This is a genomic window from Pseudomonas sp. PVC-5-1 (genome assembly GCF_057444345.1).
On the sequence record NZ_CM172024.1, the window covers coordinates 5091876 to 5111272 of the forward strand.

Here is a 19397-nt window from a genome sequence, read left to right on the forward strand (position 1 = left end):
GGAGCGGGCATGCCCGCGAAGAATCCACCGCCGATTTCCAGGATTACCCGCATGCTCAGACTGCTGCTCACCCTGCTCCTGCTGATGCCCTTGGTAACCCAGGCCAGCGAGGGCGAATTCTTCCTCGCTGCCAAGCCCGCCGAGCAAGCCCGCCTGCTCGAAGGCTGGGCCGCACAACCCGATACCGCGCGCCTGGAGCTGCTGGGCAACCTGCGCCAGGGCCGCATCGCCGCCGACGACACGCGCAAGGTACGCCTGAACAACCGCCTGCGCGGCCTGATCGACAATGCCTTGGCTAGCCACCAGTTGCTCAGCGACAACAGCGACATCCGCCTGGCCGCTGCCCAACAACTACAGAAAAGCGCGCAACCGGCGCAAATGGCCTTCCTCGACCGGCGCTTCGCCAGCGAACCGGATGCCGCCGTGCATGCCGCCCTCGGCCTGGCCCTGGCCAACCTGCAGCTGGGCGCCAGCGAACCGGCAGTACGCCTGGCCGCCGTTCGCCTGCTCGGCGAAACCGGTGACCCGCTGGCCCGCACCCGCCTCGAAGCCTTGCTGCAACCCAACGCGGAAACCGACCCGGGCGTGCGCACCGCCGCCGAAACCAGCCTGGCCCAGGTGCAGCGCAAGCTGCTGGCCGGCGAACTGCTCGGCCAGGCCTTCAGCGGCCTGTCGCTGGGCTCGATCCTGCTGCTGGCAGCCCTTGGCCTGGCCATCACCTTCGGCCTGCTCGGGGTGATCAACATGGCCCACGGCGAAATGCTGATGCTCGGCGCCTACAGCACCTACATGGTCCAGGTACTGCTGCAGCGCTACGCCCCCGGCGCCATCGAGATCTACCCACTGATCGCCCTGCCGGTGGCCTTCACCGTCAGTGCCGGCGTCGGCATGGCGCTGGAGCGCACGGTAATCCGCCACCTGTATGGCCGCCCTCTGGAAACCCTGCTGGCGACCTGGGGAATCAGCCTGATCCTGATCCAGGCCATCCGCCTGCTGTTCGGCGCGCAGAACGTGGAAGTCAGCAACCCGGCCTGGCTGTCGGGGGGCATCCAGCTGCTGCCCAACCTGGTACTGCCATACAACCGCCTGGTGATCATCGGCTTCGCCCTGGCCGTGGTACTGCTCACCTGGCTGCTGCTCAACCGCACGCGGCTGGGCCTGAACGTGCGCGCGGTCACCCAGAACCGCAACATGGCCGCCTGCTGCGGCGTGTCCACCGGGCGCGTCGACATGCTCGCCTTCGGCCTCGGCTCGGGCATCGCCGGGCTTGGTGGCGTGGCCCTGAGCCAGGTCGGCAATGTCGGCCCGGACCTGGGCCAGAGCTACATCATCGACTCGTTCCTGGTGGTGGTGCTCGGCGGCGTCGGCCAGTTGGCCGGCAGCCTGTGGGCAGCCTTCGGCCTTGGCATCGCCAACAAGCTGCTGGAGCCGCAGATCGGCGCCGTGCTCGGCAAGATCCTCATCCTTGCGTTGATCATTCTGTTCATCCAGAAGCGCCCGCAAGGCCTGTTCGCCCTCAAGGGACGGGTAATCGACTGATGAACCAGCCACTGCTTGTCACCGCTACGCAAAAGGCCGGGCCACGCCTGACCCTGGCCATCGGCGCCGTCGTCGTCCTGTTGCTTGTGGCCCTGCCGCTGCTGTCGCTGCTGCCGGCGGACCATGCCCTGCAAGTGTCGGCCTACACTTTGACCCTGGTCGGCAAGATCCTCTGCTACGCCATCGTCGCGCTGGCCCTGGACCTGGTCTGGGGCTACGCCGGGCTGCTGTCGCTGGGCCACGGGCTGTTCTTCGCCCTCGGTGGCTACGCCATGGGCATGTACCTGATGCGCCAGGCCGCCGGTGACGGCCTGCCAGGGTTCATGACCTTCCTGTCATGGAGCGAGCTGCCGTGGTACTGGGCTGGCACCCAGCATTTCGCCTGGGCCCTGTGCCTGGTGGTGCTGGCGCCCGGGCTGCTGGCGCTGGTGTTCGGCTGGTTCGCCTTCCGCTCGCGAATCAAGGGCGTGTACTTCTCGATCATGACCCAGGCGCTGACCTTCGCCGGCATGCTGCTGTTCTTCCGCAACGAAACCGGCTTTGGCGGCAACAACGGTTTTACCAGCTTCCGCACCATCCTTGGCTTCGACATTGCCGCCCAAGGCACCCGCGCAGTGCTGTTCCTGCTCACCGTCGGCCTGCTGCTGGCCAGCCTGTACCTGTGCTGGCGCCTGACCCGCAGCAAGTTCGGCCGCCTGCTCACCGCCGTGCGCGACGCCGAAAACCGGCTGATGTTCTGTGGCTACGACCCGCGTGGTTTCAAGTTGCTGGTGTGGGTGCTCAGCGCCGTACTGTGCGGCCTGGCCGGTGCGCTGTACGTACCGCAGGTGGGCATCATCAACCCCAGCGAGATGTCGCCGACCAACTCCATCGAAGCCGCCGTGTGGGTGGCCCTGGGCGGGCGCGGCACCTTGATCGGCCCGCTGCTCGGCGCCGGCCTGGTCAATGGCATGAAAAGCTGGTTCACCATGGCCTTCCCGGAGTTCTGGCTGTTCTTCCTCGGCGCGTTGTTCATCCTCGTCACCCTGTACCTGCCCAAGGGCGTGGTCGGCCTGTTGAAGAAAAGGAGCCAGCCATGAGAGGCGTGCCCCCGGTACACCCGGAATTCATGCTCGAACCGGTGTTCGACAACCTCGGCGCCAGCCGCGACGCCATCGGCCTGGGCCAAAGCCGCAAGACCGGCCTCGACACCCGCCACGGCACGGTGCTGAGCCTGGAAGACATCAGCGTCAGCTTCGATGGCTTCAAGGCGCTGAACGCGCTGAACCTGTACATCGGCGTGGGCGAGCTGCGTTGCATCATCGGCCCCAACGGTGCCGGCAAGACCACGATGATGGATGTGATCACTGGCAAGACCAGGCCCGACACCGGTACGGCCTATTTTGGCGACACCCTCGACCTGACCCGCATGAGCGAATACCAGATCGCCCAGGCCGGCATAGGCCGCAAGTTCCAGAAGCCCACGGTGTTCGAGGCGCTGACGGTATTCGAAAACCTGGAGCTGGCGCTGAAGACCGACAAGTCGGTATGGGCCAGCCTGGCAGCGCGCTTGAGTGGGGAGCAGCGCCAGCGCATCGAGGAGGTGCTGGGCACCTTGCGCCTGCTGCCGCTGGCCCAGCGCCAGGCGGGCTTGCTGTCGCATGGGCAGAAGCAGTTCCTGGAGATCGGCATGCTGCTGGTGCAGGAGCCGCAACTGCTGTTGTTGGACGAGCCGGTAGCGGGCATGACCGATGCCGAGACCGAATTCACCGCCGAACTGTTCAAGGGGCTGGCTGGCAAGCATTCGCTGATGGTGGTGGAGCACGACATGGGGTTTGTCGGCAGCATTGCGGACCATGTGACCGTGCTGCACCAGGGCAGCGTGCTGGCGGAAGGGTCGCTGGAGCAGGTGCAGGCGGATGAGCGGGTGGTCGAGGTCTACTTGGGCCGGTGACCGGCATTTGAATTTTTGAAGCCTGTACCGGCCTCTTCGCGTGCTTGCCCGCTCCCACAGGAAACCCACAGTTTTCGAGCCCTGTGTAGTACCTGTGGGAGCGGGCAAGCCCGCGAAAGGGCCGGCACAGGCACAGCAACAATTTCAGGAATACACACATGCTCAAGATCGACACCCTGCACCAGTATTACGGCGGCAGCCACATCCTCCGGGGCCTGTCCTTCGAGGCCAAGGTCGGCGAAGTCACCTGCCTGCTGGGCCGCAACGGCGTGGGCAAGACCACCCTGCTGCGCTGCCTGATGGGCCTGGTCCCAGCGCGCGACGGCAGCATCGAATGGGAAGGCAAGCCGATCACCAGCCTCAAGCCCCAGCAACGGGTCCACGCCGGCATCGCCTACGTGCCCCAAGGCCGCGAGATCTTCCCGCGCCTCACTGTCGAAGAGAACCTGCTGATGGGCCTGTCGCGCTTCCCCGCCCGTGAAGCGCGCGAAGTACCATCCTTCATCTACGAACTGTTTCCCGTGCTGGAACAGATGAAGCAACGCCGTGGCGGTGACCTGTCCGGCGGCCAGCAGCAACAGCTGGCAATCGGCCGTGCCCTGGCCAGCCGCCCGCGGCTGCTGATCCTCGACGAGCCCACCGAGGGCATCCAGCCTTCGGTCATCAAAGAAATTGGCGCTGTCATCCGTCGCTTGGCAGAGCGCGGTGACATGGCCATCCTGCTGGTGGAACAGTTTTACGACTTCGCTGAGGAGCTGGCCGACCAGTACCTGGTGATGGCCCGTGGCGAGATCATCCAGCGGGGCCGTGGCGAAAACATGCAAGCCGAGGGTGTACGTGGGCTGGTAACCATTTAATCTGCAAGCAACGCCCCTGCGAGACGCTGTCATGAGTCATGAAATCCGCGACGCCCTGCCTACCGACGTGCCAGGCATCCTCGACATCTACAACGACGCGGTGCGCAACACCACGGCGATCTGGAACGAAAACCCGGTGGACCTGGCCAACCGCCTGGCCTGGTTTGCCGCACGTGCGCAGCAGGGTTACCCGATCCTGGTGGCGGTGGATGAGAGCGGTGTGCTGGGCTATGCGTCGTTTGGCGACTGGCGGCCGTTCGAGGGCTTTCGCCTTACCGTTGAGCATTCGGTGTATATCCGCGGCGACCAGCGTGGCAAGGGGCTGGGGCCGGTGCTGATGGCAGCGCTGGTCGAGCGTGCGCGCGAGTGTGGCAAGCATGTGATGGTGGCGGCCATCGAGAGCGGCAATGCAGCGTCGGTGCGCCTGCACGAGCAGCTGGGCTTCGTGGTGACCGGGCAGATGCCGCAGGTGGGGGTGAAGTTTGGCCGGTGGCTGGACTTGACCTTCATGCAGCTGGTGCTGAACCCGGGGGCAGAACCAAGCTAAGTCTTGTGTGACATTCTTCGCGGGCTTGCCCGCTCCCACAGGGACCGCACATCTTCCGAGGTCTGTGCAGTACCAGTGGGAGCGGGCAAGCCCGCGAAGAGGCTGGGCCTGCAAACCTCACATCTGGGTAAACCTGCCCAACCGCTGCCTCAGCATGTTGTTCTCGCTGCGCAGCTGCTGCACTTCCTGCAGCAGTTCCAGCGCCAGCGCCACTCCTTCCCACTCCAGTTCCAGCTCCTGATGCAGCTTCGCCGCACGTTTGGCCAACAACGGCGCCTGATCGTCGAACAACCAGTCCTCCGGCGTTCGGCCGGAAGGTTCGACAATGCCGTGCTCGACGATTTCGATCACGCAGTCAGCCGTGAGGTCGGCCTCCTGACACAAGGTACGCATGTCCAGTTGAACGATCAGGGTGCTGCTCATGATCACTTACTCCATTGTGTCCTCGGGTTGAACGCAGCCTTCTCGGAAAGCTTGGTCCACAGTTCGCGGGCAGACTCGTCGGATGCTGGTGGCATGACCACTTTCAGTTGCGCGTAAAGGTTGCCACGCTCGCCACTCTTGTTGGCCAGGCCCTTGCCCGGTACGCGCAGGCGCTGGCCGCTCTGGCTGTCGGGGCGGATGGTGAGGTTGATCTTGCCGTCCAGGGTCGGCACGGCCACCTTGGCGCCCAGTGCTGCCTCCCACGGTGCCAGCGGCACGGTGATGATCAGGTCATGACCTTCGACATCGAACAGCGGGTGCGGTGCCATGCGAATGGTCAGGAACAGGTCGCCATTGGCCCCGCCACCACTACCCGGCGCGCCCTGGCCCTTTAGGCGGATACGCTCGCCGTCGGTCACACCGGCCGGGATCTTCACGTTCAGGGTCTTGGTAGTGAAGCCGGTGCGCTGGCCCATGGCATTGGTCTGCGGCACCTGGAAGCTGATCTGCTTGGACTCCTTGCTCAGGGTCTCTTCAAGGAATACCGCCAGTTCTAGCTCCACGTCCTGCCCCCGCCTGCCAGCGCTGCGTTGCTGCTGCCGGGCACCACCGAACGGGTTGCCCCCCCGGCCACCAAAGATCGAGCTGAAAAAGTCGGAGAAATCGCCGCCTTCGAAGCCGCCACCACCGCCACGGTTCTCCCAGCCCGGTGGCGCCTGGAACGGCCGGCCATGCTGGCCACCGTACTTGCGGATTTCATCGTACTCGGCACGTTTCTGCGCGTCGCCCAGCACTTCGTAGGCCTCGTTGGCCTCCTTGAATTTTTCCTCGGCGTCGCGCTCCTTGCTGACATCGGGGTGATACTTGCGCGCCAGCTTGCGGTACGCGGCCTTGATCGCCTTTTCGTCCGCCGCGGGCTCTACGCCGAGTATCTTGTAATAGTCTTTGAAGTCCATCTATGGATCACCAATGTGAATGTGCGTGTTGCAAGAGAAGATAGGGGTCAAGCATAGCCTTTCAAGACCACCTTGGGGTTGCTCCATGGCAGACGATCGGTCTTGATTCTGTAGCCAACTGGCATACACTGCGCGGCCGTTTTGCCTCCGGAAGCTCATTCCCCATGTCTGACGTATCCCCGGCCCGCGCCCTGGGCATCGACTTTGGCACCTCCAACTCCACGGTCGGCTGGCACCGCCCAGGCGCCGAGTCGCTGATTGCCCTGGAAGACGGCAAGATCACGTTGCCCTCGGTGGTGTTCTTCAACATCGAGGAGCGTCGCCCGGTATATGGCCGCCTGGCACTGCACGAGTACCTGGAAGGCTACGAAGGCCGCCTGATGCGTTCGCTGAAAAGCCTGCTGGGCTCCAAGCTGATCAAGCACGATACCAGCGTGCTGGGCAGCGCCCTGCCGTTCAAGGACCTGCTGGGCATGTTCATCGGCGAGCTGAAAAAACGCGCCGAGGCCGCTGCTGGGCGGGAGTTCGAGCAGGTGGTGCTGGGCCGTCCGGTGTTCTTCGTCGACGAAGACCCTGCAGCCGACCAGGAGGCCGAGGACACCCTGGCCGAAGTGGCGCGCAAGATCGGCTTCAAGGATGTGTCCTTCCAGTACGAGCCGATTGCCGCGGCCTTCGACTACGAGTCGAGCATCAGCCGCGAAGAGCTGGTGCTGATCGTCGACATCGGCGGTGGTACCTCGGACTTCACCCTGATCCGCCTGTCGCCCGAGCGCCACCTGATCGCCGAGCGCCAGAGCGACATCCTCGCCACCGGTGGTGTGCACATTGGCGGTACCGACTTCGACAAGCAGCTGAGCCTGCAGGGCGTGATGCCGCTGTTCGGCTACGGCAGCCGCATGAAGAGCGGCGCGCTGATGCCGACCAGCTATCACCTCAATCTCGCCACCTGGCACACCATCAACGCCCTGTACTCGCAGAAGTCGCAGCTGGCGCTGGGCAGCATGCGCTATGACATCGAGGACACGTTGGGCATCGACCGCCTGTTCAAACTGATCGAAGAGCGTGCCGGCCACTGGTTGGCGATGGAAGTGGAGGCCAGCAAGATCGAGCTGACCGAACAGCAGAGCCGCCATGTCGACCTAGGCCGCATCGAGCGCGATCTGGGCGTGGACCTGTCCCGAGCGCTGTTCGAGGGGGCTATCGAAGGGTTGCTGGAGCGGGTGCGTGGTAGCGTGAGCGAACTGCTGGCCAAGGCTGGAGTGAGCGAGACCCAGGTCGATACGGTGTTCTTCACCGGCGGTTCCAGCGGGATTCCTGCGCTGCGCAACAGCGTGTCGGCGATGCTGCCGAATGCGCGGCATGTGGAAGGCAACATCTTTGGCAGCATTGGTAGCGGGTTGGCCATCGAGGCGCGCAAGCGCTACGGCGTAGCCTGAGCCAGGCTCTTCAGCCTGTGCCGGCCTCTTCGCGGGCTTGCCCGCTCCCACAGGGACCGCACAGTACCCAAGGCCTGTGCAGTACCTGTGGGAGCGGGCAAGCCCGCGAAGAGGCCGGTACAGGCTGGTGAAGATCAGACCAGTTCGGCCCGCTTCAGCTCACTCTTCAGGTAGGCATAGTAGATCGGCCCCGCCACCACCCCCGGCAGCCCGAATGCCGCCTCGAACACCAGCATCGCCAGCAGCAGTTCCCAAGACTTGGCACTGATCTGCCCGCCCACGATCCGCGCGTTGAGGAAGTACTCGACCTTGTGGATGACGATCAGGTAACCCAGTGCCGCCGCCGCCACCCAGATCGACAGCGACAGGCCGACGATGGTGATCAGGGTATTCGACATCAGGTTGCCGATCACCGGCAGCAGGCCCAGCAGGAAGGTCAGCACGATCAGCGTCTTGGTCAGCGGCAGGTGCACGTCGAACATCGGCAGCACCACGGCCAGGAAGATGCCCGTGAACGTAGTGTTGAGCAGCGAAATCTTGATCTGCGCGAAGACGATGTTGCGAAACGCCTTCACCAGCAGGCTCAGGCGCTCGAACAGCGCCGCTGCCAGCGGCTTGCGCCGGGATATGTCGGGGATGCGCTGCAAGGCGACTATGGCACCGAGGATCATGCCGATCAACAAGGTGACGAACATGTGCGCCATACCCTTGCCCACTAGCTGCAGGTCGCTCAGGTGGCTCTTGATCCAGTCACCGATGGCCACCTTGAACTCCGCCGCACTGGCCGGCAGGTAGCCTTCGATGAACGGCGGCAGCTGGCTACGGGCGCGCTCCACCAGGGCCATGAACTTGTCCAGCGAGGCCCCGGGGTTTTCCGCCTCGTGCAGCAAAAAGCTGAAGGCACCGGCAAACAGCAGGGTCAGGGTGCTGACCACCAGCGTGCCGAGTAGCGCCACAGCCAGCCAGCGGGCGCGCTGCCCGGCGAGCAGCGGCTGCAGCCGCGGCGTGAGCATGTTGACCAGCTCGAACACCAGCAGGCCGGCCAGCAGGCTTGGCAGCAATTTCAGGGGCAACGCCAGCAACAGGCCGGCAAATACGATGATCCAGCTGGCCAGGGTGACCTGGCGGGGGGTGAAGGTCATACAGCCTCAACGGCAGACAACGGGAAAGACCCGCAGTCTGCCAGCCTTACGTCTGCAGGCATAGGCGCAGGTCATTTCTTCTTCAGGCAGTCGCTCATGAACGCTTTGCGTTCGTCACCTTTGAGGGCCTTGGTGGTGGCGTCGGCGTTGCAGGTTTTCATCTTCTCTTGCTGGGTTTGTGGCACATCCTTCTTCAGGCAGGTGCTCATGAAGGCTTTGCGCTCATCGCCCTTGAGGGCCTTGGCGGTGGCGTCGGCGTTGCAGGTTTTCATCTTTTCCTGCTGCGCGGTATTGGCGGCGAAGCCTTGTGCGCTGAACAACACCGCCAATACCAGTAAGGGGATTTGCAGCACTTTCATGAAGTATCTCCTTGGCTCCGCGCCCGATGCACGGGGGTCGAGCTGAGTGTAGCCAAGAATTCTCAACGCCCTGCCCGTGCCTGGCGACGGTATTGCTCGGGCGTGCACTGGGCCTGGCGCTGGAACATGGCGATGAACGCCGAGGCGCTGCTGTAGCCGAGGTCGAAGGCGATGGCCTGGATCGGCTGGCCGGCTTCAAGCGCCTCGATGGCGCGCAAAAAGCGCAGGCGCAGCCGCCATTCACCAAAACTGATGCCCAGCTCGCGCAGGAACTGCCGGGCCAAAGTACGTTCGCTGACATGAATCTGGGCGGCCCATTCGCCCAGCGGGCGGTTGTCGCCCGGCTCGGCACCAAGGGCATCGAGCACCTGGCGCAAGCCCTCGCTGTGGGCAAACGGCAGGTAGCAGGCCTGGGTGGGCGCCAGCAGCAGCTGGTCGAGCAGCACCTGCGCCAGGCGCTGGTCGCGCTCGCCCTCAGCCACCCGCAGGTCGCGCCGGGCGAAGTCGGCGAGGATGGCCTTGAGGATGTCGCTGATCATCAGGCTGCACGGTTGCTGCGGCAGTGCGGCGCACAGGCTGCGGTCCAGGTAGACCGAACGGTAGACGATAGCCTGCGGGTTGTAGCAACCATGCTCGGTGTCGGGCGGCACCCACACGGCGTATTGCGGCGGAGACAGGAAGTGCTGGCCAGCTACCTCCAGGTGCATCACGCCGTGGGCGGTGTAGTTGAGCTGGCCCCAGGCGTGGCGATGCAGGGCGCTGCGGGTGTCGGCACCGAACTCGTCGTGGCGGAAGTACACCGGGGCCGGGAGCCGGGTGAACTGGGGAATATCGAGGTATTTGCGCGGCATGCTGTCTGCTTTGCGGGGTGGGTTGTCTGGATAGGAGTATAGGCTTGTGAACAGACAATCGATAATACAGGCCTATCGAGGGCCTGCTCCGCAGGCCTTCGCGGGCTCGCCCGCTCCCACAGGATCTGCGCCAGCTTTCAGGCCTGTGATATGCGGGCAAGCCCGCGAAGGGCTGCAAAGCAGCCCCAATCCAAGCCCCAACGAGTAACCTGCTACATGAACTACCTGTTCCCCCTGACCGCCATCCTGATATGGGCCGGCAACACCGTGGTCACCAAGATGTCCGCCGGCGCCATCCACCCCGCCGAGATCGGCTTCTACCGCTGGCTGCTGGCCGCGCTGTTGTTCACCCCGTTCCTGCTGCCCGCCGTGTGGCGCAATCGCGCGGCCATTCGCCCGCACCTGGGCAAGGTTTTCGTGCTGGGCGTGCTGGGCATGGCGCTGTACCAGAGCCTGGCCTACTTTGCCGCCGGCATCACCAGCGCCACCAACATGGGCATCATCCTTTCGCTGATGCCACTGATGTCACTGGCATTGTCCATCGCCTGGCTGGGCCAGCGCCTGAGCTACGGTGCCCTGCTGGGCGCGCTGGTGTCATTTTTCGGCGTGCTTGAAGTGGTCAGCGCCGGCCACCCCGCCAGCCTGCTGCAACAAGGCCTGAACAGCGGCGACCTGCTGATGCTGGTGGCCACACTGGCCTATGCGCTATACAGCTTCCTGCTGAAGAAATGGCAGCTGCGCCTGCCGCCGATGCAGCTGCTGTACCTGCAGGTGCTGGTAGCCATCGTCGTGTTGCTGCCGCTGTTCCTGCTGTCGGACAAGACTGGCCTGAACAGCCGCAACGTCGGCCTGGTGCTGTACGCCTGCGTGCTGGCCTCGATGATCGCGCCCCTGGTGTGGATGCAGGCCGTGCACCGCCTGGGGCCCAGCCGCACCACGCTGTTCTTCAACCTGCTGCCGCTGGTCACGGCACTGATCGCCGCCGTGGTGCTCGACGAGCAGCTGGCCCGCTATCACCTGGTCGGCGGCCTGCTGACCCTGGCGGGCGTGGTGCTGGCCGAGCGCTGGACCACACCGATCCGTCGCTAGAGCCCTGCCGCCTTGAGCCGGGCGGCATGTTCGGTGAACAGCCGCACCGGTTCGGCACCCTTGCCCACCGCACCAAGCGACTGGTTGACGATATCCAGGTGGTCGAGCGGGTAATCGTCGCCGATCACCTGCCCCAAGTGCGAACTGAAGCGCCCGACCATTCCGTCGCAATAGCCCTTTTCCTTGACGAAACTGCGCGCGAACAGGCGGCAGAAGTGGCTGCTGCCGTCTAAACGGTTGCGCCGCTGGTCGGTCAGGCCGGGCTGCAAGGTGCCGGACCAGGAGTAATAACGCACGCCATCGACCTCATAGGCCCCCTCCCCGCCCCAGGTGTCTGGCAACCCCTGTGGATAAGCCTGGTTGAACAGCGCCACACCTGCACTGGTCAGTGACTGGTGCGAGGCGTGTACATCCACCGGCAACGGGTCACGGCGCCAGCCGGTTTCCAGCCACACCAGCAGCACGGCCAAGCCATGCAGCACGGCCTTCAGGATGCGCCCCTGCGGGGAATCGCCCGGTGCCGTGCGTTCCAGGTAGTCGGCCAGTTCCGAGCCATGGTTGGGCCCCGCCACCGAAGTGACCGAAGCCACCCGCCCAGGCCGCCTGGCAGCCGCGTAGCGCGCGCTCAGGGCGCCCTGGCTGTGGCCGATGAGGTTGACCTTTTCCGCTCCGGTACGCAGGCAGATGTCTTCGATGATCGCCAGCAACTGCTCGCCGCGCACCTCGCTGGAATGCAGTGGCGAAACCTGCACCGGGAACACCTGCGCCCCGCCCTGGCGCAGGGCCGGCACGATGCCGAACCAGTAGGGGTAGAGCACTACCCGGACAAAACCGAGCATGCCCGGCACCAGCACCAACGGGTATCGCGTGGCCAATTCCTGCTGCATTGCCCCAGCCCCTTTCCGTGGACGACCGGCCAACACTACAGCGGCCTTGATGACCATCGCAATCGAACTCCCACCGCGCGCTGCGGTTCCAAACCACACAGACCCTTTGCAAGGAGCGGGACCATGTACAAGCAGACCCTGGCAATCCTTCTGGCAAGCGCCACCCTCGTCGCCTGCGGCAGCCGCCCGGAAAACCCGGTGGACTACGTCACCTACCGCGACGAACCGCTGGTCAAGCAGGTGGAAAAAGGCATGACCATGCAGAAAGTCATCGCCATCGGCGGCAGCCCGTCCAACGTCATCGACCTCCCCCATGGCGGCACCTGCAACGACTACATCCTCAACCACGATGGCCACCAGCAGCCCTACTACGTGCGCTTCGACGCCACCGGCCATGTCGACGCCAAGGGCTTCAAGACTTGCAAACAACGCGAAGAAGACAGCGACGCCGTCCACGGCGCCTAAGCCTTCCAGGCCATATCCATGACCACCCTGATGTTCCAGGAGATGAACATGAATGCGAATGAACTGACCGATGTACAAACCCTGCGCGAACGTGCCCGTCAGCATGTCGAGCAAGGTGCGGTGACCGAGGGTTACGATGCTGATCGCCAACAGATCCTGCGCCTGCTCAATGATTCACTGGCGACCGAACTGGTCTGCGTGCTGCGCTACAAGCGTCACTACTTCATGGCCAGCGGCATCAAGGCCAGCGTGGCTGCCGATGAATTCCTCGAGCATGCCAACCAGGAAGCCGAGCACGCCGACAAGCTTGCCGAACGGATCGTGCAGTTAGGTGGAGAGCCGGATTTCAACCCGGACAACCTGAGCAAGCGGTCCCATGCCCAATATGTGGCGGGCACTTCATTGAAAGAGATGGTGCTGGAAGACCTGGTAGCGGAGCGGATCGCCATCGATAGCTATCGCGAGATAATTCGGTACATCGGGGATAAAGACCCGACTACGCGGCGGATTTTTGAAGACATCCTCGCGCAGGAAGAAGAGCACGCGGACGATATGTCCGACCTGTTGCAAGGCTTGTAATTGCTGGGGGCGCTTTGCGCCCCATCGCGACACAAGGCCGCTCCTACAGAGGGATCGCGTCTCGGCAGATTTGCGCGATTCCCTGTAGGAGCGGCCTTGTGTCGCGATGGGCCGCGAAGCGGCCCCCTGCTATTTCCGCTCTTTCACCACCGCCGGCGCCTTGCCCGCCTTCATCTGCTGCAACAGCGGCGTGCACTGGTTGGGATCATCCCCGCTGCTAGGCGCAATCAGCGCCAGCAACCCCGCCGCCGGCCCGGCAACCACGCCCAACGCCACCATTCCCGCGCCGCGCAATGCCAGCGGCACCGCCTGCACCCCGGCACTGGGCTTGGCGAACGGCCCGCGCACATACAGCGGCGAACGCAGCGAGAACAGCCGCAACCCTTTCGATTCAGGGGTAATTTTCAGGTCAAGCTGCTCCGTGGCGAAATTGGCCGTGCCGTTGATGTAGATGATCGCGTTCTCGGTATCGAAGATGAACAGGCGCGTGGTCGCCAGGCCATCCTTGATACCCACGTCAGCCGCTGCGCAGTTGATCTTCACATCCTCATCGCCAAACAGCTTGCCGACCACATAGTTACCCACATTAAGTCCGGCAATCTCCATCAGGCTGCGGCTGATGGCACCATCGTTGATCAGCATGCGCAGGTCGCCATTGGCCGTGCCCAGCAAGGCGGCCACCGAGTTGCCCCGGCCAGTGATATCGGCATCGCCGTTCAACTCACCGAAGCTGGTCTGCATCGGCGCAAAGGAGGGGAACAACTGCTTGAGCTTGAAGCCACGCGCCGTCAGCCGGGCACGCCCCTGCAACGGTACGTTGCGGCCATCCAGGCGAATCCTGGAAGCCAGGTTGCCGCCAGCCACGCCAAAACGCAGGGGCTCCAGGCGCAGCAGGCCGTCCTCCAGTATCACGTGGGCCGACAGGTCGTTGAACGGCAGTTGCGCGCTGTGCACGATGCGCTTGCCGGCGAAGGTGACGTCGGCGTCCATCGTGCGCCAGCGCTCGGTGCGGAACTCTTCCACCGGCAGCACCTTGCCCGCCGGCTGTTTGCTGGCACCCCCACGGGCCTTCTGCTCGGCGTTGGAGTCGGCGCCGATCAGCGGCGCCAGGTCCTTGAACAGCAACTGGTTGGACACCAGGTTGCCGGACAGCTTGGGCCGTGGCTGGCTGGCAACGAAGGCCAGGTCGCCGTGGATATCGCTGTCACCGATCTTGCCGTTGAAGCCCTGGTAGTTGAAGGTCGCCCCTTGCGCCGCGTGCAGGTTGGCGCTGAGGTGGCCGTCGGTGGAGTAGGCCGGGGTGTCGGGCAAGGTTACGCCGGTCAGCGGGTAGAGGTTGCCCAGGCTGGCCCCGGACAGGCGCAGGCGCAGGTCGAGGGCACCTAGGTTGCGCGGGTCGGTCAGGGTGCCGGCGAGCACCACATGGGTGTCGGCGATGCGCACGTCAGCCTGCAGCGGGAAGGGCTGGCTGGCGTCCTGCAGGGCCAGCAGGCCGCCGATCTTGCCGGTACCGGAGACCGGCTGGCCTTTGTAACGGCCCTGGGCCTTGAGCCCGAAGGCGTAGTCCTGCGCGGCACCGGCCTTCTCGGCGCTGGCCTTGCCGACGATGTCGCTGAACGGGACAGGCTTGCCCAGCGGGTCGATCTGCACCTTCATGCTGGTTTTCAGGGTTTGGTCATCGAAGCTGACATTGCCCTGGTCGAAGCCGATGGCGCCAATGTCCAGCTGCCATTTGGAAGGCTCTGCGTTTTCATCCTTGGGGCCGAAGTCGAAGGCCCAGTTGGCGCGGCCATCAGCCAGACGGGTGAGGCTGGCTGTGGGCTTGGTCAGGTCGATGCGCGGGATGCTGATCTGCTGGAACAGCAGCGGCAGCGGCGCCAGGCGGAACGCCACGCGCTCCAGGCCGACCATCTTCGGTTCCTTGAGCCACTCGGGGTTGCCCAAGGTCAGGTCTTCGGCAATGAAGTGCGGCCAAGGCACCCAGGCACGCCAGCCCCCCTCTTCTGGTTCGGTGCGCCAGTCCACGGCAAGGTTGCCATTGATCGCGAAGGGCCGCTGCAGGGCCTCGGAGACTTTCTCGTTGAGCAGGGGCTTGACGCGGTTCCAGTCGAAGGTGGCAATCACCACCACCAGGATCGCCAGCAGGGTCAGCAGGCTGGTGGAGGTCCAGACGAGGATTCTGGCGGGACGCGTCATTGCGTGATTCTCCTTGCGGTATGGCACAGAACAGGTGCAGCGGTGGCACTCAATATCTCGGACTGATGAAAACCCGTGGGGTTTTATCGATGGCGCCGTGATAGCGAAGTTTTTCCTGGCCTTTTGCTCAGCAAATCGTCGCGCCAGACCGTGCGTGTTACCTGCAAAAGGCACCATCAAATTGCCATCTAACGGTCTGTAAAGTGCTTTCTAGAGCAGTTTAAAATCTCTATCAATACGGTCGATTGTTACCATTACCCGTATGAACTTCTCTCTGGCGTTACGCGGCGTAGCATTGGCTCCGTACCCACTTTCCAGCCCCCGAGAGGAGCACCGAAATCATGAAACGCCATCTGCTGACCCTGACCCTGTCCATCCTGGCTGCCAACGCTTTTGCCCTGCCAGCCGACGAGCAACACCTGACCGCCGAATCGCGCTCCAGCGCTGCTGAAATCGCCCAGCCGCTGAAGACCGTTGCTGAAGGTGGTGCTGATCGCCTGATCGAACGTAGTGCCCGCGTTGCCGAAGGTGGCTCCGATCGCCTGATCGAACGTAGTGGCCGCGTTGCCGAAGGTGGCTCCGATCGCCTGATCGAACGTACTGGCCGCGTTGCCGAGGGTGGCTCCGATCGCCTGATCGAACGTACTGGCCGCGTCGCCGAGGGTGGTTCCGATCGCCTGATCGAACGTACTGGCCGCGTTGCCGAGGGTGGCTCCGATCGCCTGATCGAACGTACTGGCCGTGTTGCCGAGGGTGGTTCCGATCGCCTGGTTGAAATCAGCCGTGTGAGCTGATCGCCATGACCGAAAAGAACAACCTATGTCACAACGCCAGCTCCCCTCCAGGCCCGGTCCATTGACCGGGCTTTGTTTTTTTAACTAGAGTGCCCAGCCTTACCGCCATAGAAGCCCGCACCATGCTGCCGCGCGCCGAACAGAAGCTACAGACCCGCCAGGCCCTGCTCGATGCTGCCTGCCAGCTCATGGAGAGTGGCCGTGGTTTCGGCAGTATCAGCCTGCGCGAAGTGGCAAAGACGGCCGGCATCGTACCCACCGGCTTTTACCGGCATTTTTCCGACATGGACGCCTTGGGCCTGGCCCTGGTTGCCGAGGTCGACACCACCTTCCGCCAGACCATCCGCCTGGTGCGCCACAACGAATTCGAACTGGGCGGCATCACCGACGCGTCGGTGCGCATCTTCCTTGACGTGGTCGCGGCCCACCGTGCGCAGTTCCTGTTCCTCGCCCGTGAGCAGTACGGCGGTTCGCAGGCCGTACGCCAGGCCATCGCCCGCCTGCGACAGGACATCAGCGACGACCTGGCCACTGATCTGGCGCGGATGAAGCGCTGGCAGCACCTGGACAGCGCCGCGCTGGCGGTGATGGCCGACCTGGTGGTGAAGACCGTGTTCGCCACCCTACCCGAGCTTATCGACAGCCCCGAAGCGGGTTATCCACAGGCGCTGACGCCGCAGGAAAAGATCACCCAGCAGTTGCGCTTCATCTTCGTGGGGGCGCGGCATTGGCAGGGGCTCGGCAACCCGAGCTGATCGGTAGGCTGTACTGGCCTCTTCGCGGGCATGCCCGCGAAGAGGCCGGCACAGGCTACCCACAACCCCAGTTCTGCTACCATGGCGCCCTGCCCGACAGCGACGAGCGCCGAAATGTCCGACCCCCGCCCCACCCTGCCCGAACTGGCCCGCTTCAACCAGCACTTCGCCGAACGCATCGTGCCGTTGTGGCAAGGCCCGGGCTGGAACGCCGACATGGCCCTGCCTTACGAGGCCCTGGACGCCCAGCACCAGCCATTGCCGGTGCAGCGCTACCGGGCCATGGCCTGCGCAAGGCAGCTTTACCTGTTCAGCAGCCGCATCGGGCAACCGGGCGCAGCCGAGCGTGCGGCGGCCTTGTTCCGCTCGCTGCAGAAGCACTTCCACGACGCCGAACACGGCGGCTGGTTCTACAGCATCGACGCCCAGGGCAAACCGCTGGACCGGCGCAAGGACCTCTACACCCACGCGTTCATCGTCTTCGCCTGTGCGCACTACTGGGGCAAGGTGCGTGAAAACCTGGTGGAGTCCACGCTGAACGCCGCGCTGGACATCATCGACCAGCAGTTCGCCCGCGACGACGGCCTGTACGAAGCCAGCCTCGCTGAAGACTGGGCAGACCTTGGCAGCGGCCCGCTGCAAAACCCACAGATGCACCTGGCCGAAGCCTTCCTGCAGGTGCTGGCGGTGCGTGACGACAAGCATGCCCAGCAGTCGTTGCTGCACCTGTGCGACGCGCTGCAGGAACACTTCATCGACCCCGCCCACGGCCTGATGCTGGAAAAGCCACGCGGCACTGTGGATAACTGGTTCGAGCCGGGGCACCAGTTCGAGTGGTTCTACCTCCTGCATACCTCGCCACTGCTGCGAGATACGCCGCTGCATGCGTCCATCGACCGGGCTTTCGGCTACGCCGAGCAATACGGGGTCAAGGATGCCGCTGTGCTGGCGATGCTGGATGTGGATGGCCGGGTGCTCGACGCCACCCAGCGGATCTGGGCACAGGCGGAATACCTGCGGGCGCTGGTGTTGCGGACAGGGGGCGAGAGCAAGCTTGCCGGGCAGTTACAAGCCCTGGAAACGCGGTTCCTGCGTGAGGCGGGCTGGTATGAGTGCCGGGATGGGCAAGGCAGTGTCAGCCGGCATGATATGCCTTCGACTACACCCTACCACTTGGCGACTTGCCTGGAAGGGTTGCAGCGCCTGGGCTGACGCTTTCGCAGCACAAGGCTGCTCCTACAGGGAAAGCGGCGCACCTGAAACCAGTGCCAATCCTGTAGGAGCAGCCTTGTGCTGCGAATGGGCCGCAAAGCGGCCCCGCCTTTTGATCAGGCCTTGGCCGACCGATCGATCGAGAACCCTGCCCAGTCCTGACTCACCGGCATCAGCTCGAGGCTGTTGATATTGATATGCGCCGGCTGGTTGAGGATCCAGAAGATGGTCTCGGCGATGTCCTGCGGCTGGATCGGCTCGGCACCGGCGTAGGTGGCGTCGTATTTGGCCTGGTCACCGCCAAAGCGCACCAGCGAGAACTCGCTCTCGCACAGGCCCGGCTCGATATTGCTCACGCGCACGCCCGTACCCCGCAGGTCGCAGCGCAGGCTCAACGAGAACTGGCCGACGAAGGCCTTGGTGCCGCCATACACGTTGCTGCCTGGGTACGGGTAGTTGCCCGCCACGGAACCTACGTTGAGGATCGACGCCCCACGGCCATGGGCGATCAGCCGTGGCAGCAGCAGGCGAGTGGTGTACATCAGGCCCTTGATGTTGGTATCGACCATGGTTTCCCAGTCGTCCAGGCTGCAGTTCTGCGCCGCGTCCACCCCTAGCGCCAGGCCTGCGTTGTTGACCAGGCCGCGCAACTTGTCGAAGCCGGCCGGCAAGTTGGCGATGGCCTGCTCCATGGCCTTGCGGTCACGCACGTCGAGCACCAGGCCGTGTACTTCGGTCTTGGCCGACAATTCGGCGCACAGGGCGTCCAGGCGCTCCTTGCGGCGGCCAGTGAGCACCAGCTTCCAACCAGCTTCGGCAAAACGGCGGGCAGTGGCCTCACCAAAACCGGAAGTCGCGCCAGTGATGAATACGGTGGACGTCATGCTCTGTTCCTCACGGTGGATTGTCATCGGCAGTCTTGCAGCATGCCCGCGCCGCGTGCTTGCAGCAACCCGCCCGGGATACTGTTCATTTTTTGATCATATGTGGCAAACCCTTACAGCAGACGGCTCGGCACCAGCTATGCGCACGTTATCCACAAGGCTTTCCCCACGGATTGGGGGCAACTTGTCCACGGTGCGGAACCCTTTCAGCGAAGTGTGGTCGGTGGATATCTTTTCGGTGATGGCGCAAGGCTTTCAAGCATGCTGTCTGCAGCGGTCTGTCCAAGGTTTTTTCACAGGGTTATCCACAGGTTTTGCGCAAGCCTTGGAATGAATGCAGGGCTTTGAAAAACCTGGGAAAACCATCCACAAGGCGCCTGTGATCAAAAAATGATCATGAAGCTGCAGGGCTTGGTATCAAAGGGCTTGAGCGAGATGCCACCATGTTTTCCACAGGCGGTTCCACATTATCCGTGGAAAAGATCGGGCCTGT

The 19397-nt window shown here is 63.8% G+C and carries 20 protein-coding genes; 12 read left to right on the forward strand and 8 right to left on the reverse strand.

Features of this window, described 5'->3' with window-relative positions; genetic code table 11:
* Positions 1-9 precede the first annotated feature (9 nt).
* The 5 genes from urtB (at position 10) to AC2T3R_RS23325 (ending at position 4876) form a co-directional block, all read left to right on the forward strand.
* Positions 10-1539 (forward strand): urea ABC transporter permease subunit UrtB, encoded by a 1530-nt coding sequence (gene urtB, locus AC2T3R_RS23305; RefSeq protein WP_410952269.1) that lies wholly within the window; start codon positions 10-12, stop codon positions 1537-1539.
* The gene (gene urtC / locus AC2T3R_RS23310; protein ID WP_486744327.1) at positions 1539-2618 is read left to right on the forward strand and encodes an urea ABC transporter permease subunit UrtC; all 1080 of its coding nucleotides are present in this window, start codon (positions 1539-1541) and stop codon (positions 2616-2618) included. Before urtB ends, urtC begins: the two co-directional genes overlap by 1 nt.
* Positions 2615-3472: an urea ABC transporter ATP-binding protein UrtD gene (gene urtD / locus AC2T3R_RS23315; protein ID WP_367245426.1), complete on the forward strand. Its 858-nt coding sequence runs from the start codon at positions 2615-2617 to the stop codon at positions 3470-3472. Before urtC ends, urtD begins: the two co-directional genes overlap by 4 nt.
* Before the next feature lie 158 nt (positions 3473-3630).
* A complete protein-coding gene (gene urtE, locus AC2T3R_RS23320; RefSeq protein ID WP_023660838.1) occupies positions 3631-4329 on the forward strand; it encodes an urea ABC transporter ATP-binding subunit UrtE in 699 nt (232 codons plus the stop codon).
* A gap of 31 nt (positions 4330-4360) precedes the next feature.
* The gene (locus AC2T3R_RS23325; RefSeq protein ID WP_486744328.1) at positions 4361-4876 is read left to right on the forward strand and encodes a GNAT family N-acetyltransferase; all 516 of its coding nucleotides are present in this window, start codon (positions 4361-4363) and stop codon (positions 4874-4876) included.
* A gap of 117 nt (positions 4877-4993) precedes the next feature.
* Here the strand turns inward: AC2T3R_RS23325 and AC2T3R_RS23330 are convergent, their stop codons facing one another.
* Complete coding sequence (locus AC2T3R_RS23330) at positions 4994-5299, reverse strand: chaperone modulator CbpM (protein WP_410952266.1); 306 nt, start codon at positions 5297-5299, stop codon at positions 4994-4996.
* A gap of 2 nt (positions 5300-5301) precedes the next feature.
* On the reverse strand, positions 5302-6255 hold the full coding sequence (gene cbpA, locus AC2T3R_RS23335; RefSeq protein WP_013974397.1) for a curved DNA-binding protein: 954 nt from the start codon (positions 6253-6255) through the stop codon (positions 5302-5304).
* Between the two features lie 164 nt (positions 6256-6419).
* On the opposite strand from cbpA, the gene AC2T3R_RS23340 reads away from it, so the two are divergent.
* The gene (locus AC2T3R_RS23340) at positions 6420-7691 is read left to right on the forward strand and encodes an Hsp70 family protein (RefSeq protein ID WP_054572743.1); all 1272 of its coding nucleotides are present in this window, start codon (positions 6420-6422) and stop codon (positions 7689-7691) included.
* A gap of 134 nt (positions 7692-7825) precedes the next feature.
* On the opposite strand, the gene AC2T3R_RS23345 is transcribed toward AC2T3R_RS23340, so the two are convergent.
* The 3 genes from AC2T3R_RS23345 to AC2T3R_RS23355 form a co-directional block, all read right to left on the reverse strand.
* On the reverse strand, positions 7826-8833 hold the full coding sequence (locus AC2T3R_RS23345) for an AI-2E family transporter (protein WP_015271976.1): 1008 nt from the start codon (positions 8831-8833) through the stop codon (positions 7826-7828).
* A 71-nt stretch (positions 8834-8904) separates the two neighbouring features.
* Positions 8905-9192 carry a PsiF family protein gene (locus AC2T3R_RS23350; protein WP_003258250.1) on the reverse strand — a complete coding sequence of 96 codons (288 nt, stop codon included), beginning with the start codon at positions 9190-9192 and terminating at the stop codon, positions 8905-8907.
* A gap of 62 nt (positions 9193-9254) precedes the next feature.
* Positions 9255-10043, reverse strand: coding sequence for an AraC family transcriptional regulator (locus tag AC2T3R_RS23355; protein WP_003258248.1), 789 nt, complete (start codon positions 10041-10043; stop codon positions 9255-9257).
* A 216-nt stretch (positions 10044-10259) separates the two neighbouring features.
* On the opposite strand from AC2T3R_RS23355, the gene AC2T3R_RS23360 reads away from it, so the two are divergent.
* Positions 10260-11132: a DMT family transporter gene (locus AC2T3R_RS23360; RefSeq protein ID WP_054572742.1), complete on the forward strand. Its 873-nt coding sequence runs from the start codon at positions 10260-10262 to the stop codon at positions 11130-11132.
* Here the strand turns inward: AC2T3R_RS23360 and AC2T3R_RS23365 are convergent.
* Positions 11129-12019, reverse strand: a complete 891-nt coding sequence (locus tag AC2T3R_RS23365; protein ID WP_410952264.1) for an alpha/beta fold hydrolase — start codon at positions 12017-12019, stop codon at positions 11129-11131. The two genes, AC2T3R_RS23360 and AC2T3R_RS23365, sit on opposite strands and share 4 nt — an antisense overlap.
* 123 nt (positions 12020-12142) lie before the next feature.
* On the opposite strand from AC2T3R_RS23365, the gene osmE reads away from it, so the two are divergent.
* Both osmE and AC2T3R_RS23375 read left to right on the forward strand, forming a co-directional pair.
* Positions 12143-12484, forward strand: coding sequence for an osmotically-inducible lipoprotein OsmE (gene osmE / locus AC2T3R_RS23370; protein WP_003258245.1), 342 nt, complete (start codon positions 12143-12145; stop codon positions 12482-12484).
* Between the two features lie 48 nt (positions 12485-12532).
* Positions 12533-13063, forward strand: coding sequence for a ferritin-like domain-containing protein (locus AC2T3R_RS23375; protein WP_015271981.1), 531 nt, complete (start codon positions 12533-12535; stop codon positions 13061-13063).
* A 129-nt stretch (positions 13064-13192) separates the two neighbouring features.
* Here the strand turns inward: AC2T3R_RS23375 and AC2T3R_RS23380 are convergent, their stop codons facing one another.
* The gene (locus AC2T3R_RS23380; RefSeq protein WP_486744330.1) at positions 13193-15259 is read right to left on the reverse strand and encodes an AsmA family protein; all 2067 of its coding nucleotides are present in this window, start codon (positions 15257-15259) and stop codon (positions 13193-13195) included.
* Positions 15260-15600: 341 nt separating this feature from the next.
* Between AC2T3R_RS23380 and AC2T3R_RS23385 the strand changes: the two genes are divergently transcribed.
* The 3 genes from AC2T3R_RS23385 to AC2T3R_RS23395 all read left to right on the forward strand — a co-directional run bounded on the left by AC2T3R_RS23385 (position 15601) and on the right by AC2T3R_RS23395 (position 18020).
* On the forward strand, positions 15601-16053 hold the full coding sequence (locus AC2T3R_RS23385) for a phage infection protein (protein WP_280168208.1): 453 nt from the start codon (positions 15601-15603) through the stop codon (positions 16051-16053).
* 122 nt (positions 16054-16175) lie between these two features.
* On the forward strand, positions 16176-16808 hold the full coding sequence (locus AC2T3R_RS23390; RefSeq protein WP_023662510.1) for a TetR family transcriptional regulator: 633 nt from the start codon (positions 16176-16178) through the stop codon (positions 16806-16808).
* Between the two features lie 114 nt (positions 16809-16922).
* Complete coding sequence (locus AC2T3R_RS23395; RefSeq protein WP_015271985.1) at positions 16923-18020, forward strand: AGE family epimerase/isomerase; 1098 nt, start codon at positions 16923-16925, stop codon at positions 18018-18020.
* Between the two features lie 116 nt (positions 18021-18136).
* Here the strand turns inward: AC2T3R_RS23395 and AC2T3R_RS23400 are convergent, their stop codons facing one another.
* The gene (locus AC2T3R_RS23400) at positions 18137-18904 is read right to left on the reverse strand and encodes an SDR family oxidoreductase (protein ID WP_003259040.1); all 768 of its coding nucleotides are present in this window, start codon (positions 18902-18904) and stop codon (positions 18137-18139) included.
* Positions 18905-19397 lie beyond the last annotated feature (493 nt).